This is a genomic window from Corynebacterium tuberculostearicum (assembly GCF_022347235.1).
In the GTDB taxonomy this organism is placed as follows: domain Bacteria; phylum Actinomycetota; class Actinomycetes; order Mycobacteriales; family Mycobacteriaceae; genus Corynebacterium; species Corynebacterium tuberculostearicum_F.
This window is the reverse complement of sequence record NZ_JAKRDX010000002.1, coordinates 188,570-213,192: the sequence shown is the minus strand read 5'-3', so window position 1 is coordinate 213,192 and position 24,623 is coordinate 188,570. Positions and strand designations below refer to the sequence as shown.

Sequence of the window (24,623 nt, the reverse complement as noted above, 5' to 3'; positions counted from 1 at the left end):
GTTCCGAATTAAAGGAGCATTACGTAAAGCACGAATGACTTGAATTTTACTACAAGCTACCTGTGTTCGCTCACTTGTAAGCGCAATATCCATCGAAGAAAGCTTGGGCAGTATCTTTGAAAAGCCAGAAGGCGAAACTTAATCCAAGTAGCTCTATTTCCTGTGCCGTTGCAATAGCAACACAGCATGAAGAACCGAATTTCATAAGCCTTAGTCTCTTCGCTACACATTGCCCTTGCAACTGTTAGCGGTGTCTCCCGCCCCTGTAAAATCGTTTATCCCTGCGATGTTTTGGCGACCGTTTCCTTTGATTCAATTTAGTAGGTTGCACAGCTCGCGCGGTTTGGTTCGGTGCTCTAGTTTGCTCAAGAAGCACTCGGGGTGGATCATAAGCAGCAATAACTTCTTCTAGATAGTCAAAACCTGGTTGTTTGTCAGGTTTGCCCATCAACCGAGCCCATTCGTGATACTTCGGCGCGACGACGTCGGTCGGACCGTCCGCGATGATGTGGCCTTTATTAATCCATATACATCGCTTGCAGTTCTTTTCCACATCTGAAATCGAGTGTGAGACCAAAAAGAGGTTGCCAGCGCGATCAAGCAATTCGCTCATACGAGCCGAAGCTTTTGCTGCGAAGGCGGCATCGCCGGTTGAGAGTGCTTCGTCGATGAGAAGAATCTCAGGCTTAATCGCCGTGGAAATTGCAAAAGCAAGGCGCGCGCCCATACCCGACGAATAGGTTGACTTTGGACGATTAATTGCGTCCCCAAGCTCCGTCCATTCGGCAATAAGGGGAATCTGCGCTTTAGCCTCCTCCGGGGTCATTCCCAGAGCCAGACACCCCACGTAAATATTCTGTGCACCGGTAAGGCCACCCTGCAGTGCAGGAGCCACCCCCATCAGCGTTGGCGTAGACGAAGTAAGCACCTGTCCTGAAGTCGGGGCTTGGCCACCCGCGATGATTGAAAGGAGCGTAGATTTACCCGAACCGTTTAGGCCAATAATGCCAACAGATTCGCCCGGTTTTACCACCAAGGAAGCATCGACCAGAGCATCGACAACTTGGTCTTGTTTGCGTGTACGCACAACAGAGGCATCATCCGAACGCGATTGCGAAATCACGTATCGCTTGCTTACCCGATTAACAACTACGTTGGCGTCTTCAATGTAACTGATATCCACGAGGTGCCTTTCTAGGTCAATCGGACGTATCGGTCTTCGGCCTGCCAGAAGAACAGGAACCCAACTGCAAATAGTCCAAAGGTCCAGGCGCACAGCGAACCCCACTCGCTAAGGGACGGAATGGTGTCGTAGATAGCGACGTTACGTACTGCGCTTAGGAACTCATACGCCGGATTGTGACTCATGATCTGCTTCACCGTAGGCACATGGTCAAAACGGTCAAGCGTAAACATGACGCCTGACAAGAAGAACCAAGCCTGCGTAACCAGTGGCACTACTGCTTTAACATCAGGGATTTGTGCGCCCACGCGGGCCGCTATCATCAATAACCCACAACCGAAAATGTGGATCATTAAGAACAACGGAACAACGAAAATCACTTTCCAAGAAGGCACCGTATGCCATTGGAGTAGCAATGCGACGACAATCGAAACAGCAGCAGGAATCAGGTTATCGATTGCTGAACGAAGCGTTTGCGAAAACGCCAACGAAGCTGTTGGAAAGTTGAATGCACGGATCATAGCCCGATTTGAGGGAAGCAAACTTGTGCCTTGAGACAGCAGGCCCGACATCATTGGCATAAAAGTAGTGCCAATAAATAAGTAGCCAACAAAGTTAGGCACACCGCGTGATGTCTTGAAGAGGACACCGAACAAAAAGCCGTAAAAGACAACGTTAAGCAATGGGTTGATAACTAGCCAAAGCTTCCACAAACGATAATCACGCGTCGTACGAAGCGCCTTTGAACGAGCATCTGCCCAGATAAAATGTCGGCGCTCCCATAGCTGGAGCACATAGTCTTTCAGCGATGGACGCGTCTGAAGCGGTGTCAGTCGCCCCTTATCAACGATAATTACTGGGCCGTCGTGATTCTCGATATCTTTAATTCGCTGCTGAGTTTCGGCCTGACGCGAACGCTGCGAATTGGATAGGTTGAGCTTCATTCGTCACCAATCCTTTCGTTCGTTGTAGGGGTCGACTATGCACGATCCGTGCTCGCACTTGATAGAACTCTTAAGATGATACCCGCGAAGGGTTAGCTTAGGCCTAACCGCAAGCATTATTGACTCATCCCCGTTTCGATGATGGTTCGCAGCGCACTAACGACCGAGGAAAAGTCACCGGCTCCTGAGCGATAACGCATCTGTTGCTTCGAAAGCGGCGAGTCTTTAGTAAGAATTCCCCAAATTGGAACTCCGGCGCCCGAATAATCTGCAAACTTCGAAGGCAAGAACGGATTTACCGCAAAATCAGTGCCTGATACATCAGTGTCGTTAACAAGTAGAGCGTCGAATTTCTGTGCAAGGTTTAGGAATTCCAAGTACGGCAAAGCCGCATTGACTATTACTTGCTCTGGTGCCCCTAATGCCCAGAGCTGTGCCTGCGCTTTCTCTGGATTCGGACAAAAGATATGCAGACGAACAACCTGACGGAGATCTTCAGGTAGAGCTGTGATCGCCTTCACAACGTCACCAACACCGCGATTTTCATAGAAGGATCCGAAGTATCCCACATGTACGCGGTGCTCCTCCAGCTCATATTCCGGCTGCACAAGTTCGTACAAGCCGGAATCGGGCTGCGATTGAGCCAGGACCGTCGACTTAGAGAGGAATTGCTCTCTCAAGTGTTGTGGATACGGTGCCAACATCAGTTCTCGCTGTATTTCATTGGTGAAGACCAAGGTATCGGCAGCGATGAACGTTGCAGCTTCAGTCAAAGCAAAATGCGAATCTAGCGATTGCGTATCAATTCCAGCGCGCGAGACTAGTCGTCGCAACCTCATGGTTACGGGATGCGGAGAGATCTTTCCCTTGCGCTGCTGCCCTTGTGCGTCAAGGCGCATGGGATCTGAAAACTCTGCTTCCCAAGTAACAGACGGATGCCTAAGCTTAAACAAAACGCCTGCGGCATGGGAGCCCGACCACATCGACCGGGAATACATTGATTGATAGCCACCTTGCTTTCGCGAAAGCTTAGAAGCACGACGAGCTGCGTAAGTGGCAAACGAGCAAATCAAAAACCAATTGCTAAACGACGGCGTGACGTCTAGGACTTCGCGATGCCCAATGAATTGCTCCACCATCAACAACGAGCTGGAGTCAATGCTTCTTACCTTTGACATGTTGGCAGAGAAGACATCCACGAGCTCGCCTTGCTCACGAATTCGCTTTGAAGCAACATTGCCGGCAGTATCTGCAAACGGCGGGAAGCAATAAGAGAACACGACGCGGGATGCAGTTTCCGCGCGCAACCCAGCCCAAGGAAGTCCAGATACCCCAAGCTCAGTCGCCAGCTTGATCGCATCGCCAGTGTGCTCCGGAAAGCGCGTCAGATAGTCTCTGACAAACGAAAACTGGGCGTCGACAAGCGCATTGCGCGCTACAGTCGTGGGAGATTGGTCATAAGGACGGGCCGCCGGACGAATCCTAGAAATACATTCGAGCCTTTGCCGCACCGCAAAGTCAAAGTCGATTTTTTGGCGAGACACCGAATTCGGAGTCATCGTGCGGAGATAGCGAGCACCGTTAAGGTCTGAAGGAATCCGGAATGCGAGTGCAGGAAAGTCAAGGAACTGGGCAAAGAAGACGACATCTTCCCCTGACCGAAGATCTTCTGCAAAACGCAAACGAGTGGCGACCTCGATGGGAAACACTTTCGAAGCATTAAACCCCAGCAACCACGGAGCAGCGTGTAGAGGGGCAGTCTTTCCTCGCAGCCCCATGATTCGAGCATCCAAAGAATTTGAAGCAAGAGCGGTACCGTCCGAATCGACGTCTTGAATTCCTACAACCGCAATGGCCGCAGGTCCACACGCAGACCAAGCTCGCTCTAAATACTGCGACTCCAGCGCATCATCATCGTCGAGGAAAGTTACATACGTACGGGACGCGAGTGTCAGACCGAGGTTGCGGGCCCGACCCGCCCCATTGCGCTTGGAAACTACGCACACAACTTCAATTTCAGGATGCGCTGCCCGAAAGCTCTCCACGATGGTGCGCGAACGATCGGCTGCGCCATTTAGCACGACGATAAGCTCAATGAGTGAATCAGACAAGGTCTGCGCCGCAACGGATTCGAGGCTCCGAGCAAGGGTTTGGGAATTATTATAGGAAGGAAGAATCAGACTGATCCCTGGTGTACGGGTCATCGAATTTTCTCCAGAATCTTGTACAGCGTAACCACGACCTGCTTTGGCAGACGTTGCTTGAGTGGCTTGGCCAGAGGGGCAATCTTCAAGATGAGCTGACTTCTAATGCTCGGGAGCGCATCTGCTTGGTTCGCAGTGCCCCTGCCCTGGCAGGCACTAGTTTGCTGCTCTCTGAAAGGAGAGTGGAACAACTGTAGCGACTGAGAGAGAATTTCTTCGCGTGTATCTGCCATGTCTTCAGAGCATGTAGTGTGTTTTTCCAGTTTGAGCCATACGCAGTCTCCTGCTCGAGAAGCACCATAAATGACAAGGGTATCTTCTCGTGCGAGGGCGGCATTTAAGATGCCAGCAGTTGCGGGCCCTGCGGCGGGCAGGAGCCAATACGCATCCACGCCGCTAGTGCTTAGCCATCTTTCGACCGTCTTCGTGGCCTCATCATTGGGATGCCCGTCAATGCTCGAAGGGCCAGAGCCTAGGACGAGAAGTCGGTCTCCCTGTTTGGGTGAATGTGGAACATCATTTGGGGAAGAAAGTACACTCACCTCGCTTCCGATTGCCCCTAAGTGGACTGCGAGTGAATCATCGAATTTGAGGAGCCATACGTGTTGTTCTGTAGGAATAACCTCGGTTTCTCTCATTGAGCAAATGCGCATTAGTCCTCGCTTGCGATGCCAGCGATAAAGTCAAGTAGCCGTTGTGGAACGACTTCATCGCGCTCATTTTTTACCCAGTTCTTCCCTGCCCTGTTTGTATTTAGCAGGGAGCGCTCGGCCGATAAGTGAGCCCACAGTTCAGCAAGCTCCTCCGGCGCTTCAGGAGTAACAACGTGGCCGGCGTCCAAGTCCTCAATTAGGTCCGCGCACTCGCCCTCCACTGCAGCAGAGATGTGCAATCCTATACTCATGAGCTCATAGGTCTTTGAAGGAATGGTACGAGTAAGCGGCTCCCACCCTGCCAGATGAACAAGTGCCGTATCCGCCCATTCATAGTGTTCTTCAAGATCCTCTGCTGCGGCGCGGTGCCTAAATTCCACGTCCACGCCGAGCTTCTCGGCTAGATCGTGCAACTCATTCCATGCAGCTCCATCGCCAACAAACCTGAGCTTTACTGGCACTCCAGTATCTTGTGCCAAACGGGCAGCTTCAAGAGCATTGCCGAGTTTTTGGGCGCGGCCGAGCGTCCCTGCGTAAAGGACCCGCAGAGGTTCGGTGTTTTCTTGTACGCCTCGTTTTCTATAAGTCGTACGTGGTGGAAACACGTTGCGGATCGTTGTCATCGACTGCGTCGAAGACTCGTGCTCGATGCGGAGCCATTCTTCGAGCCTTTCCGAGGTCGTGATGATTCCGTCAGCCTTCTTCAGCACACGGTTCATTGCTTGTTCGGTAAGCCAAGACAACGACTGTAAAAATCCGTGGCGGGCGATTCGTTCTCGCAGTGAAGGTGCTCCAGTGGCTGAATTCCAATCATCGCTGACATTTAAGAGCGCAGGCCACGCATCACGAAGATCGATGACATAAGGCTTTCGGTACTTCTTCGCAATTGCGCGAGTCACCACCGAGGTAGGCAAAGCTGGGACTGTGCCGATAACCAAATCAGGAGAATAGTGTTTTAGTTCTCTAGGAATACGAACCGGAAACACCATCATCGACAATGCGACTGCGGCCTGGTTGAGAATACGACTGCTCAAAGAACGCCCAACTGGGAAGTACCCAGTTCGAACAACCGTCTCCTCGTTGGGTCCTTTTTCAAGTTTAAAGCGGTTCCACGGTCGCGCCGATTGCAACCATTCGCGTATGGAAACTGAACGCTCATAATGAGCTGGCGGGCAGACAACCACCACTTCATGACCATTGCGTTGCAAGATTCGAGTCAACCACGCCCATCGCCGCTGAGGTACACCATTTTCAGGTAACCAATACTGGGAGAGAACTAGGATCTTAATGATTCCCACCTCGCTCCATTGTTATATTTGCGGCACTCGAAACTCGCTCGAGTATATCAGAGCCGCTACTGACAGTACGCGATTACGACGGTCTACTAGCTTTCCTAAACTCACGGAGCGCTCTTCTATCTTTCTTTGATGAGGGCGACACTGTGGACCTTAAAAGGGATGCTGTGCGCACCAAATGGCAGAAATTTCAGCCCGTGAAGCCGTACTCCTTCAGGCAAGAAGAAATCAATATTCGTGGTCGAAAGTCCAGGAACCGACTCCAGATAGCAATAGTGGCCAATGATTTTCCAGCGAGAATTACCAATGCCTTTAATGCGTAGGTCACGTGGAATCGCGTTTCCATTTTCATCCCGCAAGTCTAAGGACACGACAGCAGCCCGTGAGGCCGAGCGAGTGGAAAATTCATGTTCCACTACCAATCGAACTTTGCGTAAAGGAACGGGAATTTCCAGACTATATGGCAAAACAACGCGCCGAGATTCCCCTTGGATGACCTGCCTTTCTCCTTGCTGCATTATCGCCGCCACATGCGGGAATTGCTGCTCCACAAAGTCTAAATCGCTAACCTCCGGCAACCGGGCCAGAGAGTTCATAATTTCCGACATGGATTGTTCTCCGCCGGTACGCAATCCGCTATCTTGCCCGACGTGATTCAAACGCACATAGCTCAGAGCACGCGAATCCAGAATGACCGGCCCTCGCCGGTCCGCCATGTTATGTGCCCCGCTTCGAGGCTCAATCAACCGACCGTCTTCGCTGCGACGGCAAACGTCGAGCAATCCGAGCGAGTACATCGGCCAATGGGAAACGCGTAAAAATGAGATCTCCTCGGAATCATAAATTGCTTCGATTCCGAGTGGAAGGCTGACTACCATTCCGGCAAATGGCTCAGCGATATAAGGCGCCACGTTATTGAAATAGTCTCGGGCCACGACGTCGTCATCATCAATTCGATAGCGTCCGTACGTCTCCCCTACAGCCACATGCTGCTGTGCAATCTCCTCTAAACTGCAGCCCCAATTACCGTCAGGCTGCTCATCCAAATAAACGAAGGGGAAACGCTCAGCCGCTTCGTGCAGTCCCTTCTTAAAACGTTCAGGTAGCGATTCCGAATAGGACACCACATGAATCAAATCGATCCCGGCTTGGATACGAGCATCATTAAGAGATGCCAAAGTTAACTCAGTAAAGAGTTTCTCACGCGTACGCAGACGTTCAGGATCATAGAGCTTCTTCTTATAGGCATTAACGCTGTCTTCACCTGCCGAAAGATGCCACGAGTTAGTTTCTGGCAAACATTGGCTGAATCGAGTGCGGCCGATAAAAAACACGTTTTATTCCTTTCCCACCAACACGTGGTCCGCGTGACAGCCGTAGCTAACGACACGCCCGCTGCGCTTCAACGCGTCGTCGTTAATGTCCCAAGTATGAGCGCCTTTACCTCGGTATTGGATGTAATTGAAGCGATCAGCTGAATAAATCCGACCACCAGACTCCTGGACATCCCGCAAGAACTGCGTATCTTCGCCCTTACCCAACTCCGCAAACGGGTGAGCTTCAAATACCGATTTCCATCCGGTCAGCGTAGCTCCAAGGACAAGTTCTACCCAGGAGTGTTCATTCCATTCTTTACGCAGGACCAATTCGTTCGTCGACTCGAGGTAGAGATAAGCGGCTTGTTTGCCAACGATATCCGCTCCGGAAAACCGCAGTGCGTTAATTTGATCGTGCAGGTAGTACGGCCCGTAAATATCATCGTCGTCCATCTTCGCGACAATGTCGCCGTGCGCATGCGAGACAAGCTGGTTTAGACATGACCCCAAAGACTCAGTCGAAGGCGCATAAAAGAAGCGTACGGCGCCATAGCCATCTACATCCACTACGTCCTCCGCGTGGAAACCATGCGTGAGTACCAATACTTCGTAATCCACCTCGCTTTGCCCAAGCGCTTGCTCTAATGCTCCGGCAAGGCGTTCAGGCCGATTAGTCGAGATGATGACACTTGCAGAAACAGAACCAACTACACGAGTATCCGCCGTAATTCCCACTGCCTTGAGAATCTTGGCGGCTCGATGCGTATATGTGTGTGCATCCCAAATGACTCGCTGCGCTCGATGAACTTGCTTAGCACGAGCCAAGTCAGAACGCACCGCGCTTTCGATGACGGCTGCAGCATGCTGTGTATCATTGACGGTGGTAATTTCCTGATGCGGGAAAAAAGAATCGATGCCCTGCGCGGGAGTACTAATTACCTGACCACCACAGGCTGCGATCTCTAAAACACGACGCGAAAACATCGTTGTACTGTCAGTAACGGTATTGACGTTTAGAAATACCTTGAAAGCGCGATATGCCGACAGCATCTTGGAATAAGGCAATGCACCGACCACCCAATCCGTCAAGGGCGCCGGAAACTGATATTTCTCATCGACGTCTTCGTTGCGGGAGTAGATAGTCAGGGAGCTATTGAGGTTTTCGCAGGCCTCGGCTCCAGCGCTCAGGATAAGCCGTTGTGCCTCTCCGCGCTCAGGAAACTTTTCGCGGAAATAGGTGCCAGCAAAGCATACGGAACCACGCCCATATTTCGTACGATCACCGTCGCGGATAGGACTATGAATAGCAGGCTGTACCGCAAAAGGAATAACATCGACATAAGAATCTGGAATTTCTTCTCGATATTTTTCTACACTGTCTGCATCTGTGGTGAAGACGAAATCAAACAGCCTCGCTGACGCAATAAAGTCATCAAAATGAACTGGATCTTCCTTATTCCAGAACACCGTCGGGATAGCGCGCCTACGGCATTCTGCAACTAGTTCCTGAAGCTCATCCGAGGGAGCTTGGCTGCCGACAACTTGATACCGCCAAGCACCACTATTTCCCTGCCAAGCCGACTCGACAAGCAAAAGATCGATTCCAGTTTCGACTTGCTCGCGCCACTTCTGGGGCTGCAAATCTACGGTGCTGAATTCATTTCCCCACGCCAAATGAGAGAAATCATCAAGAATAACTCCCACGGTCACAGCCTCGAAGGGCTTCTCTCGGCGGGCATCTACCGTGTATTCGGGAAAAGCGAGCGGATCAAGTCCCCGACGCTCGCTGCGCACAACATTCTGAAGTGCCACGCGGTCCTCCTCGTTCTCTGAGGACTCCAATCGCTTACGCTCCTCAAGCTCGAGGTATCGATTCAGTTGGCCTAAGCCACCGTGCCGAAAGTGCCAAAAGGCGGTACGCAGCTGCTTAACGTTCATGGTGCCTGTGTTACCTCAATTCTCGTCAAGATAGGCCCTGTTAACCATAGCCCTTCTGCAAAGAGGTGTGCACTAAGATTCGTGACATGGCTTTCGTAAGGAATTATTCACGCTACTCAGTCAACGTCGTATTGCATCGAAATTTCGACGCATTCCTCGACGAGCCCGTCCGTAGCGGAATTAATGTGATCGATTGTGGACAGACGCTATTAGAGCTGCATATTCAGGATCGCAATGCCGCTACTACTCTGGTCGTATTTCATGCGGCAGCAGACCTCTCACAGACGTCCCTCCCGCTGTTTACTGGCGAGCGCCTTACTGAAGGATCGGAGGCAAACATCGTGTTTGTTTCCGATCCCATGCTCGAACGTGGCTGCGGAATTGGCTGGTTTACAGGAGATAATGACTGTAAATTCCAAGCAAAGCTAGTGGCAATCCTTCAAAAAGTGCAAAAGGATCTCGATGCATCGAACCTAATCTTTTACGGCTCCTCGGCCGGTGGCTTTGCAGCTTTGTATTATTCGCACCAATTCCCTAATTCTTTGGCAGTGGTATCGAACCCGCAAACAAACATCGCCGAATATCACGAAGCCGCTGTTAAGCAATACGCACAAAGAGTCTGGAAGAGTGACGATATTTCTAATGCCCTCGCGACAACAGATCTGGTGCCCCTTTACGCGAAGTCGTTTCCTAACTACGTCGCTTATCTCACCAACGAGAAGGATGAGTTCCATAACAGCCACCACCTAGCCCCCTGGGCTCAAGCCACGGAAGATTCCGCCGAACGTCGACGATTCCTTGTTGGCGATTGGGGCGATGGACACGCTTCTCCACCACTGTACGTCCTCAAAGGCGTAATCGACTTTGCTATCGCTGTAAACGGTGAATGGGAGGAGTTCTTCGCCGACGATGAGTTCTCGACTACTTACTCGCTTTGAGCAAGACCGAGAACAAACTGACGAACGTCTTCGCAGGCTTCTTCGTCTTTCGGCGTATACCGTTCAATGCCCGCCGCACGTAGTTGTTCCTCAAGTCGCGCCATGAGCGGAGCTGGATAGTTGCGATAAAGGCGCTTATCGGCGCGAAGCATGAATCCCAAGTCCAGTTCACGCGCTGCTGGCAGTAGCTTGTTTTCAGCGCCGCTCACCATGCAGGTTGCAAGGTCTGGTCGCCCAAGCCAGGCAACGGTGAGCGCACTTAAGTCAACAACAAACCTTTGGCCTACCTTGTACTGAGGCACTTCGGGATGAACCGGCGTCGGTAATGGCTCTCTGTCTAGACCTTCGAAAGTACGAAACGCCTCCACAAGAGCCCACTTTCGCACGTGTTTTTCTTCTCTCGGTCCTGCCAAAGAACTAAAAGATTCCGCGATAAGTTCTGGCGCGAACTGTTCCAAGACCCTGACTGTTCCAACTTCCGATAGCCCCTGCGCCACTGGCGCATTTCTCAGACCAGCTGCCGCAAACGGAGGGAAGGTGGAATTGCGTTCATAGGGAGTGTTTCGTTGCAGTCGTGTCGATTCCAAAATGGCACCAAACGAGCAATAGGCCGCGTTCAAAGAGTCGGCGGCCAAAATACTTCCCAGGCCCAAAAAGGACCAGGAGTTTTTACGTAGTGGGGTCTCTGTAATGTTCGTTTCGATGACCAGTGGGTCAAACTTCTTGAAGAACTGTCGTTCCCGCGCAAACCGTCCCCCGAAATCAAGGGAGACCAGCTGGTGGTCTGCGGGCAAAAGATAGCGGGAGGCCAGTGAATCGAAACCACCTGAAAAATTCAGGATCACCTTGTTACGCAACTCTGACTGGCCAACATCCCTCAGGGAGGGTTCGCTAGTCCCCACGTGCGATTGAGCCTCAACCTCCGATTTAGTCCAAGCTTCGATTGCTTGTTGAGTTCCCGATGCAACCGGAAATGCAAACTTAATCCGTTCAAACGCCGCTCCGCACAAAGTGGAGGCTGCCAATGCGAGTGCATCCCCACTGACTTCTAATGGCCTGCTAAAGCGAAAATGCACATCCAGACGTCGCTCCGGCAGGCGCGACCGGACCGCCCGCATCAAACGCCCTGATACAGACTTGCGATACGTCAGGTTCGTCCGCAGCACGATGGCTTTTGAATCCCAACGCAACGGCTCGAAGCAAATTTCACTAGGCATAACCCTAGATTAGCTAGATTTCTCTGCTTTCCGTGCACGACATTTCGAAGGCTTTAAAACGAAGATTAATAGGCGATCACCTGGCGATTTGCCTTGAACGCACCCCACTAATATAGTTACTAAACGTCGCACAGAGCGGTTAGCGCATAGCACCTCTCAAAACGACGATCTTATTCCTCCATAGCTCAGTTGGCAGAGCATTCGACTGTTAATCGAAGGGTCACTGGTTCGAGCCCAGTTGGAGGAGCAAAGCTCCCGCTTAGTAGCACTAAGCGGGATTATTTGCGTTTTTGTCTATATTTCTTCAGAAATTCAATTTTTAAACGCTGTGGTGCAAGTACTGCTTATACACAAGCGCATTAAGCCCGAAGACAGCTAAGTAAGAGAACCAAACTGGAATCCTTGAAGCCACCGGACGGCAGTGTTGAGGAGAATCCTGGATTGGTTTGTCGTAGATTTTTCGTGTCTCCACCTGGCCGGCGACTTTGATGGTCTGCGCGATATTGCCGGGCTAGACTGCCCTGCCAAGTTCTGAGTTGTTAGTCAAGTTTAAAATGTGCCCTGCAGATCTCGGCTTCAAATCTATTTTTAATTGAAGTCGGATGTCTTTGGCATTGGCAAGCCTTGCAGGAGGCAGCGGCCCCCGTGCGGCTGAACACCGGTACGCGTGGTTGTACCGTTGTCCACCACGCTAGACCGGCTTCTAGATGTGTAGTGCGCCCCGAGCAATTTAAATGCTCCTTGTAGGCCGAAGACTGCCGTGGGTCTTCCAAAGCTGGCTCGAGGGGGCCGGAAAAGTGTTGTCAGAGTGTCTGAAGACAAGCGCTAATTCCAGATACGCCCTCTAGCTCCTATCGTCCTCTTTAACCACCGTATCGGCGCCCCACGTGAACGTCTACGCCGCCGAAGAGGCTGATGCAGTTGACGACGATTTCTGGCGCGTCTATCGGAAGGTCATTTGGATGGATGGCGCCGTGCTCAACCTTGAGGTCGTGACCGCCAAATAGGCCGAAGCCGTCAACACGGACACGGAATCCTTCTGGAATGTAGACGTCGGTGCCTCCGAAAAGCCCCACGGCATTAATGGTAGTGGTGCGATTGCGCAGCGCCGCTCCTGCAAGGTCGACGTCTACGCCACCGAAAACGCCCAAGGCCGTGAGAGTACGTGCTACTGCCCCACCACTAACGGTCGAACCCCCAAACAGACCCACCGCGAGGGAACGTGGAGCGTCCACGTTGGGCTGCACTTGCTGGATAGCCTGTTCTACTTTGGCAATCGCGTTGGATTCTTGGTGCCCCGAGTATGCTTTTGCGATTTGGCGTTCTTGCCCGAAAAGAAGGACTTCTGGGTCCTCCACAAGGTCTGCGAGGGGCTCGATGAGCTCGGCACGGGTGGTTGCGTCCACGCACGCTGCCGAGCGCGATTCAAAGTCCTCGAGGTCGATCTGACCGGCTGACAGCGCATCCCCCAGGATGTCTGCAGCCTTCATGCGCTCTTGGTGATTACAACGGATATCCAGCGGTTTCATACCTCTATTATATCCGCTATATCTCCCCCATGCGCAGGTTATTTCTTATTCTGGGCGGCCTTGGAGGAATCAACCTCGGGCAGGAAGTCGTCTACGCGCTCGCCTACTCCGGTCAGCTCCGCGATGGCGGCGACGGCGCGCTGCGCGCCCTTGCCATCGCCATAAGGGTTAACGGCGTTGGCCATGGCTTGGAAAGCGGCGTCGTCGGAAAGCAAAAGCTTAGCCTCAGCCACGATGAGCTCACGGTTGGTACCCACCAGCTTCACGGTGCCGGCGACAACGGCTTCGGGGCGCTCAGTGTTTTGGCGCATAACCAGAACCGGCTTGCCCAGCGCGGGAGCCTCTTCCTGGACTCCGCCGGAATCGGTAAGGATGATGGTCGCGCGGTTTTGCAGCTGGGTGAACTGGTCATACGGCAGTGGATCGGTAATGATAATATTCGGCAGGTGCTCAACCTCCGGGAGAACTGCTTCGCGCACCTTAGGATTCAGGTGCAAAGGCAGAGCGAAGTTGATCTCCGGGTAGGACTCAGCGAGATCCTTGACTGCGCCGCCGATTTCCTTCATAGCTTCCAGGTTTTCGCGACGGTGGGTGGTCACAACGACGAGGCGCTTGTCGGAATCTGCAGCCTCCTGCAGGGCAGGGTCCTCGAACTTCGTGTCCCACGAGGCTGCTTCTAAGAGAGCGTCAATGACGGTATTACCAGTGACCACGATATCCTTGGAACGAACGTTCTCGCGGCGCAGGTTTTCCATCGACCCAGCGGTAGGAGCCAAGTGCAGCTCGGCTACCTGGCCAATGAGTTTACGGTTGGCTTCTTCTGGGAACGGCGAGTGGATATCGCCGGTGCGCAAACCTGCTTCAAGGTGAACGATCTTTACCCCGCGATGGAAGCCGGCGAGCGCTGCGGCCATGGCGGTAGAGGTATCCCCCTGGGAGATAATGACATCCGGCTGTTCTTCTTCAAGGATGGAATCCAGACCCGCAATCGCGCGGGAGACAAGCTCGTTAAGCCCCTGTCCCTGTTTCATGAGCCCCAGATCGTGCTTTGGTTGGATGCCAAACATGGTGTTGACCTGCTCCAGCATCTCTTTATGCTGGCCGGTAGAGACCGGGATAGATTCAAAACGCTCATCTTTATCCAGCGCCTTAATGACCGGTGCCACCTTGATAGCTTCCGGGCGGGTGCCGTAGATGGTCATTACCTTGGGCTTAGTCATTACTCATTTCCTTTTGTTGATGGGGATACTTCTTTATTGAACCATGTGCGGGAGCGTTGTACCCCACGCGGCTTGTTGGAATCGTTAGCCGCTGACACTCACGCCGCCGTCTGGAGTGATGGTCACCTTGGCCGCCATGGCGCGGACTAGGTCGAGGCGCTGCCAGGAGCCGCCTTCTGCCTGCCAATCCAATGGATTGCCGGCCGGGCGCGCAGTCTGGCGTAGCACCTCGGCACGCTGGTCCCAGCTGAGCTCTGGATGGGATGCGGCAAGCAGCACTGGGGCTGCCTGTGGGACGACCATCGGGGCGTCGGTTCGGTAGCGCGGGGCGAAGTCATAGTCCATAAACTTCGAATATTCGGCTACCGCGTCCTGGGTGGAGCGGTAGTCGGTACCCTCTGCCCTATCCTGGGCCACCAATTCTTCCACCGTCTTGCCGGTGCGCCACTTAATTTCCTTGCGCACTTCCATCGAGGCTTCCCATAGGGCATGGCGCATGCGCTTGTCATTGAGGCGGTCGGCTGCGGCGGCCTGGCCGGTCATGCGGCCGCCGATGACATCCAGCGGGTAATGCACTCCTAGGACCACGCGGTGGTTGCCGGCCTCCGCGCCCCGCAGCATGAGCTGTGGACCTACCTCAGGCAGCATGAAGGACATCAGCGTGGTAATCCACGTTGCCTGATTAGTGTGGCCCGAAGGGAAAGCTGGCGAGGTGGGATAAAGATCCTTGGAACCATCGTCAAAGCGCTTAATCGCCTGCGGCGCGCGCTGGTACGGGCGTTGATAGTTGAAGTAGTACTTCTCAGACATCGTGGAATTGGCCAGTCCGCCTGCGCGGGCCGCATAGCCATTTCCTAGGAGGTATTCGGTCTTGGGCAGGCGGTGCTCGGCCAAGGCGGCACGGAAGGCATCGCCTAGGTTCTTGCCCATGGAATCAGAAACCGCGTTGAGCACGCTGGTGGAGCTGGCCTTGGCATCGGCCTGCGCGCGGCGGATCAAAGCGGGGTCACCGGCTGCGGCGTTATTGATGGCCACGGCCTTGTCCATATTTTCTTGGCGGATTTCTGGCTGGGCCTTGATGTGATCAAAAAGCTGGACTACCTGCCAATAGTTGCCAAATTGATAAGACGAGACATCGGATTCAAAGCCCGCGATATAGTCCGTGCTAAACGGCTCAGGAACCGGCGCACCGGGGTGCTGGACTGGGGCCGGGCCGGTGGTCTGCTGGGTGACAGGCTCACGCAGCTGGGGCACGGCTACGGGAAGGGCTGTGGCCGACGGTGCGAGGGCTATAGTCAGCCCAGTAGCCGCACACAGGGCGAGCCCACGGACTGCGGGGCGAAAATTATTCCGATATTTCAACGTAGAAACCTTTTACTAGCATCAAATTCCTACGAATAATATCTAGCTAAAGTTAAGGGGAAGTGAACGCGACACTAAACTCGCATGCACAATCGCGGAGTGGCGGGTAGACCTTTGCGGTCACCGCTCAGCACTCTTCAGGCCAATTGGGGCCTTGGTGCGCCGCGGCGGTATCCGGTTGGTGGCCGGAAGATTCCGCAGAAATGCTCGCGGTAAAAAGCGCGGCCAGCGCCACTGCTGAAGCCGCCGCCGAATCCCTGCGCTTGTTATTTTCCACACATTCAAACTAGCGCGTATTGCGCGCCATGAAAAGTGCTAGTCCAATGCGGGGCTAGCGCCACCCCTCACTCGTGGTTGGCGGCGCGCGCCAAAGCTTCGCGGTAGGCTAGTGGGGAACTTTTACTCGGACTGGAATAAGGGGACACGCTAGATAATGATCCAATTCGTCTTCGGCGCCGCAGCAGGATACGTTTTTGGCACTAAGGCTGGCCGCAAGCGCTACCACCAGATCAAGGGCGCCTACGAAAAGGCCGTCAACTCCCCCGTGACTAAGTCTGCCGTCACCTCGGCACGCAAGGCGGTGGCTAATCGCCTGGACCCAGAACCGCGCATGCGCGAGGTTCGCGATTTGTCCTCCAAGCGCAAGGGCAAGGGCCGGCTGCGCGGATCGCAGGTGGATAATGCGGACCGCATTTATGAGCCCGATGAGGACTAGGTCGGTAACAAGCTAGCCTGTAGGCCTCTCCCCTCGGTGCGACGACGATTTGGTCGTGTGCCGAGGGGAGATTCTTATGCTTGGGGAGGCGTGCCGCGGAAGGCGCGGTCATTAAGCTCGCGGCGGGCCTGCTCGAGGGCGACGAGGTCGGCGAAGAGCGAGTTATAGCTGGCCTCATCATCGGAGGGGCGCATGCGGCCGAGGCGGGCCTTAAGCTGGGCTATCTGATCGCCCACCACAGTTTCTTGCAGGCGGGAAAGTACAGAGTCGGCGTATTTTTCGGGGCCGACGTCGGTAGGCAAGATTGCTTCGACGGCGAGCTCGGAGACGAAATTGCGGCCGGTGAGATCTTGCATCTCGCCGGCTACTGCGGCAATCCATTCCACGGCCGGCATGGACGCGCCCTGGGCGGCGCCACCGGCGGTGGAAATGGCCTGGCGGACGAGGCGGTAGGCGTCGTTAGTATAGGCGTCGGCAGTAATGCCATCGAAGTACGAGCCTGCTACCTGCGGCATCTGCAAGGCCAGCTTGAGGGCCTCGCGCTGTGGCCACAGGTGGGTTTCCTTGGGGCTCGGCGGATGGATCATCGGCACATCCTGCTGCGCCGGCTGCTGCTTCGCGTTTTCGAAGCGGCGGATGGTGGGTTTTTCGGCCTTCTTGGGCTTGCGCGCCTCCGCGCGGACCTGCTGGAGAACCTCCTCCGGATTGGCCCAACCCACCCAACCGGCAAGGCGGCGGGCGTACTCGCGCTGCAAGGGCTGATCGCGGATCTGCGCCACCACGGGGACTGCGCGGCGCAGGGCTTGCAGGCGCCCTTCCGCGGTATCGATGCGGTACTCCGCGATGACGGATTGAATGACGAACTCGAACATGGGGATGCGGTCCGCGATGAGCTCACGCACGGAGGCATCGCCCTTTTGCAGGCGCAGATCGCACGGGTCCATGCCGTCGGGCGCCACGGAGACAAAGGACTGGCCGGTGAATTTCTGCTCCCCATCGAAGGCGCGCATGGCGGCCTTCTGCCCTGCCTCATCGCCGTCGAAGGTATAGATGAGCTCGCCGCTGAAATAAGAATCATCGAGCATGAGCCGGCGTAGCACCTGGAGGTGCTCGCCACCAAAGGCGGTGCCACACGATGCGACTGCGGTCTTGACGCCTGCGGCATACATGGCCATGACATCCGTATAGCCCTCCACCACCACGGCCTGGTGGTTATCGGCAATATTGCGCTTGGCCAAATCGAGGCCGAAGAGCACCTTGGACTTGCGATAGAGCATGGTCTCGGGGGTGTTCATGTACTTGCCGAGCTTGTCGTCGTCGAAAAGCTTGCGGGCACCAAAGCCAATCACATTGCCGGATAGGTCCTTGATGGGCCACAGCAGGCGGCGATGGAAGCGGTCAATGGGACCGCGCTTGCCCATCTTGGAGATACCGGCGGCCTCCAGCTCCTCGAAGGAAAAGCCCATGCGCAACAGGTGTTTGGTGGCGGTGTCCCAGCCCTCCGGCGCATAGCCGCACTCAAAGTCATAGATGACCTCGCGGGAAAAGCCGCGATCCAGCAGAAAATCGCGCGCGGTGGCCGCCTGCGGCGTCTCCAATTGCTGACGGTAGAACTCGTGCGCGGCCTTATTCGCGGCGATGAGGCGCTGGCGGGTACCAGGCTTCTCATTGCGCGCGCCCGTGGAACCGCCCTGGTAGTTAATGTGGTAGCCGATCTTTTGCGCTACCGCTTCCACTGCCTCTGGGAAGGAGACCTGTTCCATTTCCATCAGGAAGCTAAAGACATCGCCGCCCTTGCCAGTGGAAAAGCAGTGATAGTAACCGCGCTGCGGGCGCACGTGGAAGGACGGGGTCTTTTCATCCTTGAAGGGGCTGAGCCCCTTCAGCGAATCGTGTCCGGCGGGCTTGAGCTGAACGTACTCGCCCACGATCTCTTCTAAAGGCGCGCGTTCACGGATAGCTTGGATGTCGCTGTCCGGAATTCTGCCTTTTGCCATGCGTACAGACTACCCCGCGCGCGGCGGGAATGTTCAAATGGCTGGGCCAGGATGGTATGGTGCCTGTGGGTTCACGGTTTGGGCGGAAATTACCCTCTGATGGGGTGTATTCCGCATGCCTTTACCTACCCCCGTGACGGGGGAATTTTTGGCCTTGTTGGCAGCGCCGGCCGATTTCGGTATTCACCGCTGCACCTGCAAGAATAAAGGTATGCCCAAGTCCCAAGCGTCTAAGAAATCGCTCCCAGTGGCCCTCGGCGGCCTTGCGCTTGCCGTCGTTGCAGGCTACTTCGGCTTCGACCTCGGCGGCAACGATGATTCCTCTTCTTCTTCGCCGTCTGAGTCCGCAGGTGGCGCTAAGGCTGGCAACGCCGATACCTGCGAGATGTCTTCCCTCCCCGCCGAGGCCAAGGACACCGCGGACGATATCTTGGCCGGTGGCCCCTATGACTACCCGGATAATGACAACGCCCGCTTTGGCAACTACGAGGGACGCCTGCCGCAGCAGGACAAGAATTACTACCGCGAATACACGGTAGAAACCCCGGGCAGCAAGAACCGCGGCGCCCGCCGCATCATCACCGGCGGCGGCAGCGAGACCGACCCGGACGTGTGGTACTACACCGATGACCACTATGAAAGCTTCTGTTCTATCCCGGACGCGGAGGAGTAATCATGCAACGCATCCTCATTACTGAACACATCCGCACCCGCGCGGATTTCTTCAACGCGCTTGGCCGCACCCGCGGCTGCGAGGACTGCGGACCCCGCAACCTCGATGACCTCGCGGACTTCCTGCGCGAGCAGCGCACCACCGTCATCATTGCCTCCGACATGGAAATCGCGGACGCTGAGCTGGAGGGCGTTGCCACCGTTTTGGAGGATCAGGGCGTGAAGTTGGTGCGCTAGCGAGTCGGGCCCTGGGACTGGGGATGGGGCGTTAGGTCCATAGATATCAGGCCGAATTGAGGGTTGTGAGCTCTCAATTCGGCCTTTTCGCGCTCAGATCGGCCTGATGAGTTTCGACCTAACTCAAACGGTGCGGGTGGGCCAGGTTTAGCTGAGGAAGCCCGACAGCTCCGCGCTCCGCCGAGCCAAACGCTCCAGGCGGGACTCGGTCATGGAGGCGATCTGGTCGATGATGGCGCGGTCGCGGGCGGCGTCGGTATCGGCCTGCTCCCACCACAGCCGGAAGGTGGCATCGAGGGAGCCGGGGGCGCCGGCAACGAGGTAGTCGTAGACGCGGTAGATGCGCTCACGCTGGCGGTCCTGGCGGGCTAGATGGGCAGGCTCGTCCATGACGTAGAGGACGGCGATGGTTTTAAGCAACTTGACCTCGGCTTCGGCTTGCTTGGGCACGACGAGGTCGCCATGCATGCGGCCAAGGCCATTGGACGCGATGAGATCGGCATTGGCCTCGCTGGTGGCGCCCACGGTCGCGCCGACATAGCGGCCGACGAGCTCCGAGGTCATTTTCTTCAAGTTGGCATAGTCGCGCAAGGAATAGTCAAAATCGCCGATGGCGTTGATGACGCTTAAGTTGCGCAGGCTATCTGCCGCCTCCAAGAGCTCATCGGCGGTGCCGCCGAAGGCCTTCGCACCCTTTTCCGCTAGTTGGGCCAGCTCCACCAAGTCCCAGAGCACGCTCAATGAGATGCGCCGGGAGATGATGCCATCTTCCACGTCGTGCACGGAGTAGGCGATGTCATCGGACCAGTCCATGACCTGGGCCTCGATGCACTTGCGGTTATCGGTATGGCCCTCACGCAGCCAGTCTAAAAGGTGCGCATCTTCGTCATAGGCGCCGTACTTGCGGTTGGTGGTGCCATCCGGGTTGGTCTTGGTCCAGGGGTATTTGCAGGCGCCGTCGAGGGCCGCGCGGGTGAGGTTGAGGCCAAAGCTTTGGGGTCCGCCGCGGGCATCGTCCACGATGACCTTCGGCTCCAAGCGGGTGAGGATGCGGAGGGTTTGGGCGTTGCCCTCAAAGCCGTTGAGGGCAACCTCATTGAGCGCATTCTCGCCATTGTGGCCATAGGGCGGGTGGCCGATGTCATGAGTCAGGCCGGCCATATCGCAGAGATCGGGATCGAGGCCGAGCCCGGAGCCGATGCTGCGCGCGATTTGGCCCACCTCCAGCGAGTGGGTCAGCCGGGTGCGCGGGGTATCGCCGTCGCGCGGGCCGACGACCTGTGTTTTATCCGCTAGCCGGCGCAGCGCGGCCGAGTGCAGCACGCGGGCTCGGTCGCGGGCGAAGAGCCCGCGGTGCTCCTCCACGGGGTGGAAGGCTGAGCCCTTCGGCTTTTCATCGGCCAGGCGGGCAAAGTCGGCGGCGGAATAAGAATAGGTCACGGCGCCAAGTTTATTCCGCCAACAGGCCTTGTGGGTGAGCAACGTGGCTTAAGCGCGGTCGTCTTCCTGCTGAATCGTCTGATGCCGCAGCTTCTGATTGGGCCGCAGCACTTGCTCCACGCGGTAGAAACCATTGCGCAGCGCCGCAGCGCCGCGCGGCGGCAAAGGGCCGGCCACCAACGCATAGGCTACGCCACCCGTTTCGTGGGCAAGGTAGCGCCACCAGGGTTTAGAAAAGCGCGCGGCCGGATAGTACGGCGTGCCGGACACCGTGGCTTTCAGTCCTTCTTGGCGGGCGATGAGTGCGGTGCGCGGGCGATGGAGGGGATCGGTGATGATGGTGGCGTCGGAAAGCGCGAAGGCTTCCTTGACCGCTTTCAGGGAGCTGCGGGTATCCATCCCCTCCTCCACCGCGTGCACGGTCAGGTGCGGGAAGTGCTCGCGCAGGTAGCTGCGGCCAACACCTGCCTCAGTAAACCTATCCCCGGGCAGCTTGCCGCCCACGGTAATGACCTCTAGCCCTTCGGCGGTGGCGAGCTCACCGGCATGGCGCAGGCGGCCGGCCAGGATGCGGGAGGGGCGGCCATCGTATTGGGCGGTTCCTAAAACAATTGCGTACTTCACTGCCCCACTACATTACCTGCCAGAGCGCTAAGTTAAGCCGGTAAAGTGGTGGGCATGAATTTGAGTGCACGTTTGGGCCGCGCGGCCATTGCCGCTTTCATTTTGGGCTGCACCTCCGTCGGTGCGGGGTCTGCCTTCGCCGCCGAGACCACCACGGTGGCGCAGGGCACCGGTACGGCAACCCTCACGGAAAAGGTTACCGATGATGCGGGCGTATTAAGCACCCAAGAAAAGGCCGAGCTCAGGGAGAAGATTGGCCAGCTGCAAAAAGACGAGCACCGAACCCTTTTCGTCTACATCACCGATGAGTTGGGCACGGATCCGGAAACCTTTGCCGCAGCGGCAGTCAAGGACAAGGGGCCGAATTCCGCGGTCTATGCGCTTTCCATTAATGATCGCAAGATGGGTGTGCAGACCGGCGATGCGTGGCCCAAGGGCCGGCTGGATCAGATGTATGACGCCGCCTATGACGAGCTGGCCAGCGACGAGTACGGGGCTTCGGCCCTCGCGCTTGCTGATGCCGCCTTGGGCAATTCCCCCGCCTCCGATTCCTCCGACTCCTCTGGCCTGGCGTGGCTGGGCGGTGGCGCGGCCGCCATCGTCGCCGCCGGTGGCGGAATCATGTACTACTCGCGCCGCAACACCAAGAAAACTAATGCGCAGACGCTGGAGTCTGCCCGCGAGATCGCCCCGGGCGATACCGATCAGCTAAACCGCCTGCCTCTGGAAGCCTTGGACCAGCTGGCCCAGGAGGAGTTGGTCTCTACCGATGAGTCCATCCGCCGCGGCAAGGAGGAGCTCAATATCGCGCTCTCCGAGTTCGGCCCCGAGCGCGTGCGCCCCTTTACCAAGGCAATGAACCACTCCACCTCTACCCTGCAAAAGGCCTTCCACCTGCGCCAGCGCCTGGATGATGCCGTGCCGGAGTCCCCGGCCGAGCGCCGCCAAATGCTGGTAGAAATCGTCTCCTCCTGCGGCCAGGCCGATGACGCCCTCGACGCGCAGGCCGAGGAGTTTGCCAAGATGCGCGACTTGCTCATCCACTCCGATGAAAAGCTGGACGAGCTCACCCAGCGCACCGTGGGCCTGCGCGCCCGCCTGCCGGAGGCCGAGTCCACGCTGGCCGGCCTGAAGTCCAACTATGACGAGCACGTGCTCTCCTCCATTGCCGATAACCCCGAGCTTGCCGCCGCTTCGCTCGATGAGGCCGAGAAACTGCTCGACAAGGCCCGAGGGGTCCAGGCCCAGCCGGCCGGCCAGCAGGGTCCGCTGGTGGGACTTATTCGCGATATCGAGCACGCCTGCGAGATGACGGATCGCCTCATTTCCGGCGTGGAAAACGCCGAGGAGAATATCGCCACCGCCCGCGGCAATCTCGAGGCGCTTATTGCCGAGGTCGAGGGCGAGATCAACGAGGCCCGCGAGCTCGAGCGCCAAGGCAAGGCCCAGGGAACCACCGCGGATTGGGACAAACTCGAAGAGCTGCTCGGCCGCGCCGGCAGCGCCGTAGATGAGGCCAAGGCCCACGGCCAACAGGATCCGTTGGGCCAGCACACCGCGCTGACCTCCATCGATACCGAGCTAGATGAGGCGCTCGACCGCGTGCGCGAGAAGACCTCCACGCACGCGCGCCAGCTAGACCTCTTCCGCCAGCAGATTTCCGTGGCGGAATCCAATATCCAGGCCGCAGAAGACCTCATTTCCTCCCGCGGGCGCATCATCGGCTCGGGTGCGCGCACCGCGCTTGCCGACGCCAAACGTCTCCACGCCCAAGCCCTCCACACCGAGCGCAGCGATATCCGCGCCGCCCTGCAGTCCTCCCGCGAGGCGGTGGCCGCCGCCCAGGCGGCGCTGCAGCGCGCCAAGGAGGACATCGACGAACACCGCCGCCGTCAGCAGCGCCAGCAGATGGGCAACGCCGCCGGCAATGTCGTAACCGGTATGGTCCTCGGCCAGATGCTCAGCGGCGGCCGCGGCTTCGGCGGTGGATTCGGAGGCGGCGGCTTCGGTGGAGGCAGCTTTGGCGGCGGAGACTTCGGCGGCGGTGGCGGCGGAGGCGGCTTCCGCGGCGGCTCCTTCTAGCCCGCCCTTCCCGCCTAGACCGCCTCACGGCCCGGCAGCCCGCCAGACGGACCGGCAGCCCGGCTCTAGGCTCGCGCGCGTGGCCCGACTTCCCGGGGCGCTGGGCTAGGTGCGGAGGGAGCGCGGGGTGGCGTCGAGAAGCGCGCAGGCGTAGCTCAAGAAGATGGCGTCGAGCTCCGGCAGCTCGCCCACGCTCACGCGGAGGCCATCGCCGGCCGGCGCGGTGCTGGCAACCTCGGCGCCCGTGCCGCGGGCCACAATGCGGCGCTCGCGACGGAAGGGGTTGCGGCGCTCGAGAAGGTACTCGCGGTCGGCGCAGGTCGCGCGCAGGCGGGTGACGGTAATCCCGGCCTGGGTGACCGAGAAGTCCTCGCCCGCGGCGGTCTGCGCGCGCAGGAAGAACCGCGGGGAGGAAGAATCCAGCGAGGATTCTAAGGTGAGGCGCTCGCCGGCCGCGGTGGCAAGCACGCCGTCGCGCACGGAGGCAAGCTCGTACCCCTCGGCGTTGGTGAGAGCGCCCGCGCGCCAGGTCCACTGGATAGGCATTAGAGGACGAATAGCGCGACGAGGGCGACGATGGACGCCAGGACCAAGGTGATGATCCACGCCCAGGCTTTGCCCTGGGTATTGGCATCCAGGATGACGCGGGTAAACCAGCTCAGACCGGCGATTTCCGCGGTGGTCAGGCCCTCGGCATCGTGCTCGAATTCGAGGATGGCCTTGCGCACGCCGGAATTGCGGGCGGTGAACTGCCCTACCTTTTCATCATCGACGTCATCGATGATCCAGTCGCCGCTGTTTTCGTTGATGAAGGTGAAGGTACGGCCGTTGAGCGATACCTCTAGGCGCTTGTCGCGGCCGGGGCGGCCGGCGAGGCGGTAAATGGAGCCGTCGGCAAGTGTGGCAGAGGCGCCAAGGTCACTGACCTCGGTACGCCAGAAGTGGCCGTCCACCTCCGCGGAATGCTCCGAGAATACGCCCAGTTGCTCCGGGCCTTCCTCGGCCAAGAGCACGGGCTTTGCGCGATCGGAGCGATCCCAGCTGGTGTAATGCATTA

21 protein-coding genes and 1 tRNA gene are annotated in these 24,623 nt (G+C 56.9%); 6 read left to right on the top strand and 16 right to left on the bottom strand.

Going from position 1 to position 24,623, the window contains the following annotated elements:
* Nucleotides 1-244 precede the first annotated feature (244 nt).
* From MHK09_RS02110 to MHK09_RS02085, 6 genes are all read right to left on the bottom strand, one after another.
* Nucleotides 245-1,183, bottom strand: a complete 939-nt coding sequence (locus tag MHK09_RS02110) for an ABC transporter ATP-binding protein (protein WP_225746626.1) — start codon at nucleotides 1,181-1,183, stop codon at nucleotides 245-247.
* An 11-nt stretch (nucleotides 1,184-1,194) separates the two neighbouring features.
* Complete coding sequence (locus MHK09_RS02105; protein ID WP_250412531.1) at nucleotides 1,195-2,127, bottom strand: ABC transporter permease; 933 nt, start codon at nucleotides 2,125-2,127, stop codon at nucleotides 1,195-1,197.
* Between the two features lie 116 nt (nucleotides 2,128-2,243).
* Nucleotides 2,244-4,331: a glycosyltransferase gene (locus MHK09_RS02100; protein ID WP_250412530.1), complete on the bottom strand. Its 2,088-nt coding sequence runs from the start codon at nucleotides 4,329-4,331 to the stop codon at nucleotides 2,244-2,246.
* Between the two features lie 652 nt (nucleotides 4,332-4,983).
* A complete protein-coding gene (locus MHK09_RS11775; RefSeq protein ID WP_250412529.1) occupies nucleotides 4,984-6,282 on the bottom strand; it encodes a glycosyltransferase family 4 protein in 1,299 nt (432 codons plus the stop codon).
* Between the two features lie 116 nt (nucleotides 6,283-6,398).
* Entirely contained in the window at nucleotides 6,399-7,613 is a 1,215-nt protein-coding gene (locus MHK09_RS02090) for a glycosyltransferase (RefSeq protein WP_250412528.1), read from the bottom strand.
* Between the two features lie 3 nt (nucleotides 7,614-7,616).
* Nucleotides 7,617-9,407, bottom strand: a complete 1,791-nt coding sequence (locus MHK09_RS02085) for a glycosyltransferase family protein (RefSeq protein WP_250412527.1) — start codon at nucleotides 9,405-9,407, stop codon at nucleotides 7,617-7,619.
* A 212-nt stretch (nucleotides 9,408-9,619) separates the two neighbouring features.
* Between MHK09_RS02085 and MHK09_RS02080 the strand changes: the two genes are divergently transcribed.
* A complete protein-coding gene (locus tag MHK09_RS02080) occupies nucleotides 9,620-10,471 on the top strand; it encodes a hypothetical protein (protein WP_250412526.1) in 852 nt (283 codons plus the stop codon).
* On the opposite strand, the gene MHK09_RS02075 is transcribed toward MHK09_RS02080, so the two are convergent.
* The gene (locus tag MHK09_RS02075) at nucleotides 10,459-11,688 is read right to left on the bottom strand and encodes a hypothetical protein (protein ID WP_250412525.1); all 1,230 of its coding nucleotides are present in this window, start codon (nucleotides 11,686-11,688) and stop codon (nucleotides 10,459-10,461) included. The genes MHK09_RS02080 and MHK09_RS02075 overlap by 13 nt on opposite strands.
* 174 nt (nucleotides 11,689-11,862) lie before the next feature.
* Here MHK09_RS02075 and MHK09_RS02070 point away from each other — a divergent pair.
* A tRNA-Asn gene (locus MHK09_RS02070) sits at nucleotides 11,863-11,935 on the top strand.
* A 616-nt stretch (nucleotides 11,936-12,551) separates the two neighbouring features.
* On the opposite strand, the gene MHK09_RS02065 is transcribed toward MHK09_RS02070, so the two are convergent.
* The 4 genes from MHK09_RS02065 to MHK09_RS02050 form a co-directional block, all read right to left on the bottom strand.
* Complete coding sequence (locus MHK09_RS02065) at nucleotides 12,552-13,217, bottom strand: DUF1707 SHOCT-like domain-containing protein (RefSeq protein ID WP_250412524.1); 666 nt, start codon at nucleotides 13,215-13,217, stop codon at nucleotides 12,552-12,554.
* A gap of 38 nt (nucleotides 13,218-13,255) precedes the next feature.
* Entirely contained in the window at nucleotides 13,256-14,437 is a 1,182-nt protein-coding gene (wecB, locus tag MHK09_RS02060) for a non-hydrolyzing UDP-N-acetylglucosamine 2-epimerase (protein WP_250412523.1), read from the bottom strand.
* Nucleotides 14,438-14,521: 84 nt separating this feature from the next.
* Complete coding sequence (locus MHK09_RS02055; protein WP_250412522.1) at nucleotides 14,522-15,799, bottom strand: phosphatase PAP2 family protein; 1,278 nt, start codon at nucleotides 15,797-15,799, stop codon at nucleotides 14,522-14,524.
* A 127-nt stretch (nucleotides 15,800-15,926) separates the two neighbouring features.
* Nucleotides 15,927-16,076 carry a hypothetical protein gene (locus tag MHK09_RS02050; protein ID WP_250412521.1) on the bottom strand — a complete coding sequence of 50 codons (150 nt, stop codon included), beginning with the start codon at nucleotides 16,074-16,076 and terminating at the stop codon, nucleotides 15,927-15,929.
* Between the two features lie 156 nt (nucleotides 16,077-16,232).
* On the opposite strand from MHK09_RS02050, the gene MHK09_RS02045 reads away from it, so the two are divergent.
* Entirely contained in the window at nucleotides 16,233-16,514 is a 282-nt protein-coding gene (locus MHK09_RS02045) for a hypothetical protein (RefSeq protein ID WP_005324241.1), read from the top strand.
* Between the two features lie 74 nt (nucleotides 16,515-16,588).
* Here the strand turns inward: MHK09_RS02045 and dnaG are convergent, their stop codons facing one another.
* Nucleotides 16,589-18,511 carry a DNA primase gene (gene dnaG, locus MHK09_RS02040; RefSeq protein ID WP_250412520.1) on the bottom strand — a complete coding sequence of 641 codons (1,923 nt, stop codon included), beginning with the start codon at nucleotides 18,509-18,511 and terminating at the stop codon, nucleotides 16,589-16,591.
* A 211-nt stretch (nucleotides 18,512-18,722) separates the two neighbouring features.
* Here dnaG and MHK09_RS02035 point away from each other — a divergent pair, with 211 nt between their 5' ends.
* Both MHK09_RS02035 and MHK09_RS02030 read left to right on the top strand, forming a co-directional pair.
* Complete coding sequence (locus tag MHK09_RS02035; protein WP_250412538.1) at nucleotides 18,723-19,184, top strand: guanyl-specific ribonuclease; 462 nt, start codon at nucleotides 18,723-18,725, stop codon at nucleotides 19,182-19,184.
* Nucleotides 19,185-19,186: 2 nt separating this feature from the next.
* Nucleotides 19,187-19,420, top strand: a complete 234-nt coding sequence (locus tag MHK09_RS02030) for a barstar family protein (RefSeq protein WP_005324236.1) — start codon at nucleotides 19,187-19,189, stop codon at nucleotides 19,418-19,420.
* A 147-nt stretch (nucleotides 19,421-19,567) separates the two neighbouring features.
* Here MHK09_RS02030 and MHK09_RS02025 read toward each other — a convergent pair whose 3' ends face one another.
* Both MHK09_RS02025 and MHK09_RS02020 read right to left on the bottom strand, forming a co-directional pair.
* The gene (locus MHK09_RS02025) at nucleotides 19,568-20,860 is read right to left on the bottom strand and encodes a deoxyguanosinetriphosphate triphosphohydrolase (RefSeq protein WP_250412519.1); all 1,293 of its coding nucleotides are present in this window, start codon (nucleotides 20,858-20,860) and stop codon (nucleotides 19,568-19,570) included.
* A 48-nt stretch (nucleotides 20,861-20,908) separates the two neighbouring features.
* Entirely contained in the window at nucleotides 20,909-21,484 is a 576-nt protein-coding gene (locus MHK09_RS02020) for a YdcF family protein (protein ID WP_250412518.1), read from the bottom strand.
* A gap of 54 nt (nucleotides 21,485-21,538) precedes the next feature.
* Here MHK09_RS02020 and MHK09_RS02015 point away from each other — a divergent pair, with 54 nt between their 5' ends.
* The gene (locus MHK09_RS02015; RefSeq protein ID WP_250412517.1) at nucleotides 21,539-23,566 is read left to right on the top strand and encodes a TPM domain-containing protein; all 2,028 of its coding nucleotides are present in this window, start codon (nucleotides 21,539-21,541) and stop codon (nucleotides 23,564-23,566) included.
* 105 nt (nucleotides 23,567-23,671) lie between these two features.
* Here the strand turns inward: MHK09_RS02015 and MHK09_RS02010 are convergent, their stop codons facing one another.
* Both MHK09_RS02010 and MHK09_RS02005 read right to left on the bottom strand, forming a co-directional pair.
* Entirely contained in the window at nucleotides 23,672-24,112 is a 441-nt protein-coding gene (locus MHK09_RS02010) for a hypothetical protein (protein ID WP_250412516.1), read from the bottom strand.
* The gene (locus MHK09_RS02005) at nucleotides 24,112-24,621 is read right to left on the bottom strand and encodes a hypothetical protein (protein ID WP_250412515.1); all 510 of its coding nucleotides are present in this window, start codon (nucleotides 24,619-24,621) and stop codon (nucleotides 24,112-24,114) included. The genes MHK09_RS02010 and MHK09_RS02005 overlap by 1 nt, the downstream gene beginning before the upstream one ends.
* Nucleotides 24,622-24,623: the final 2 nt, after the last annotated feature.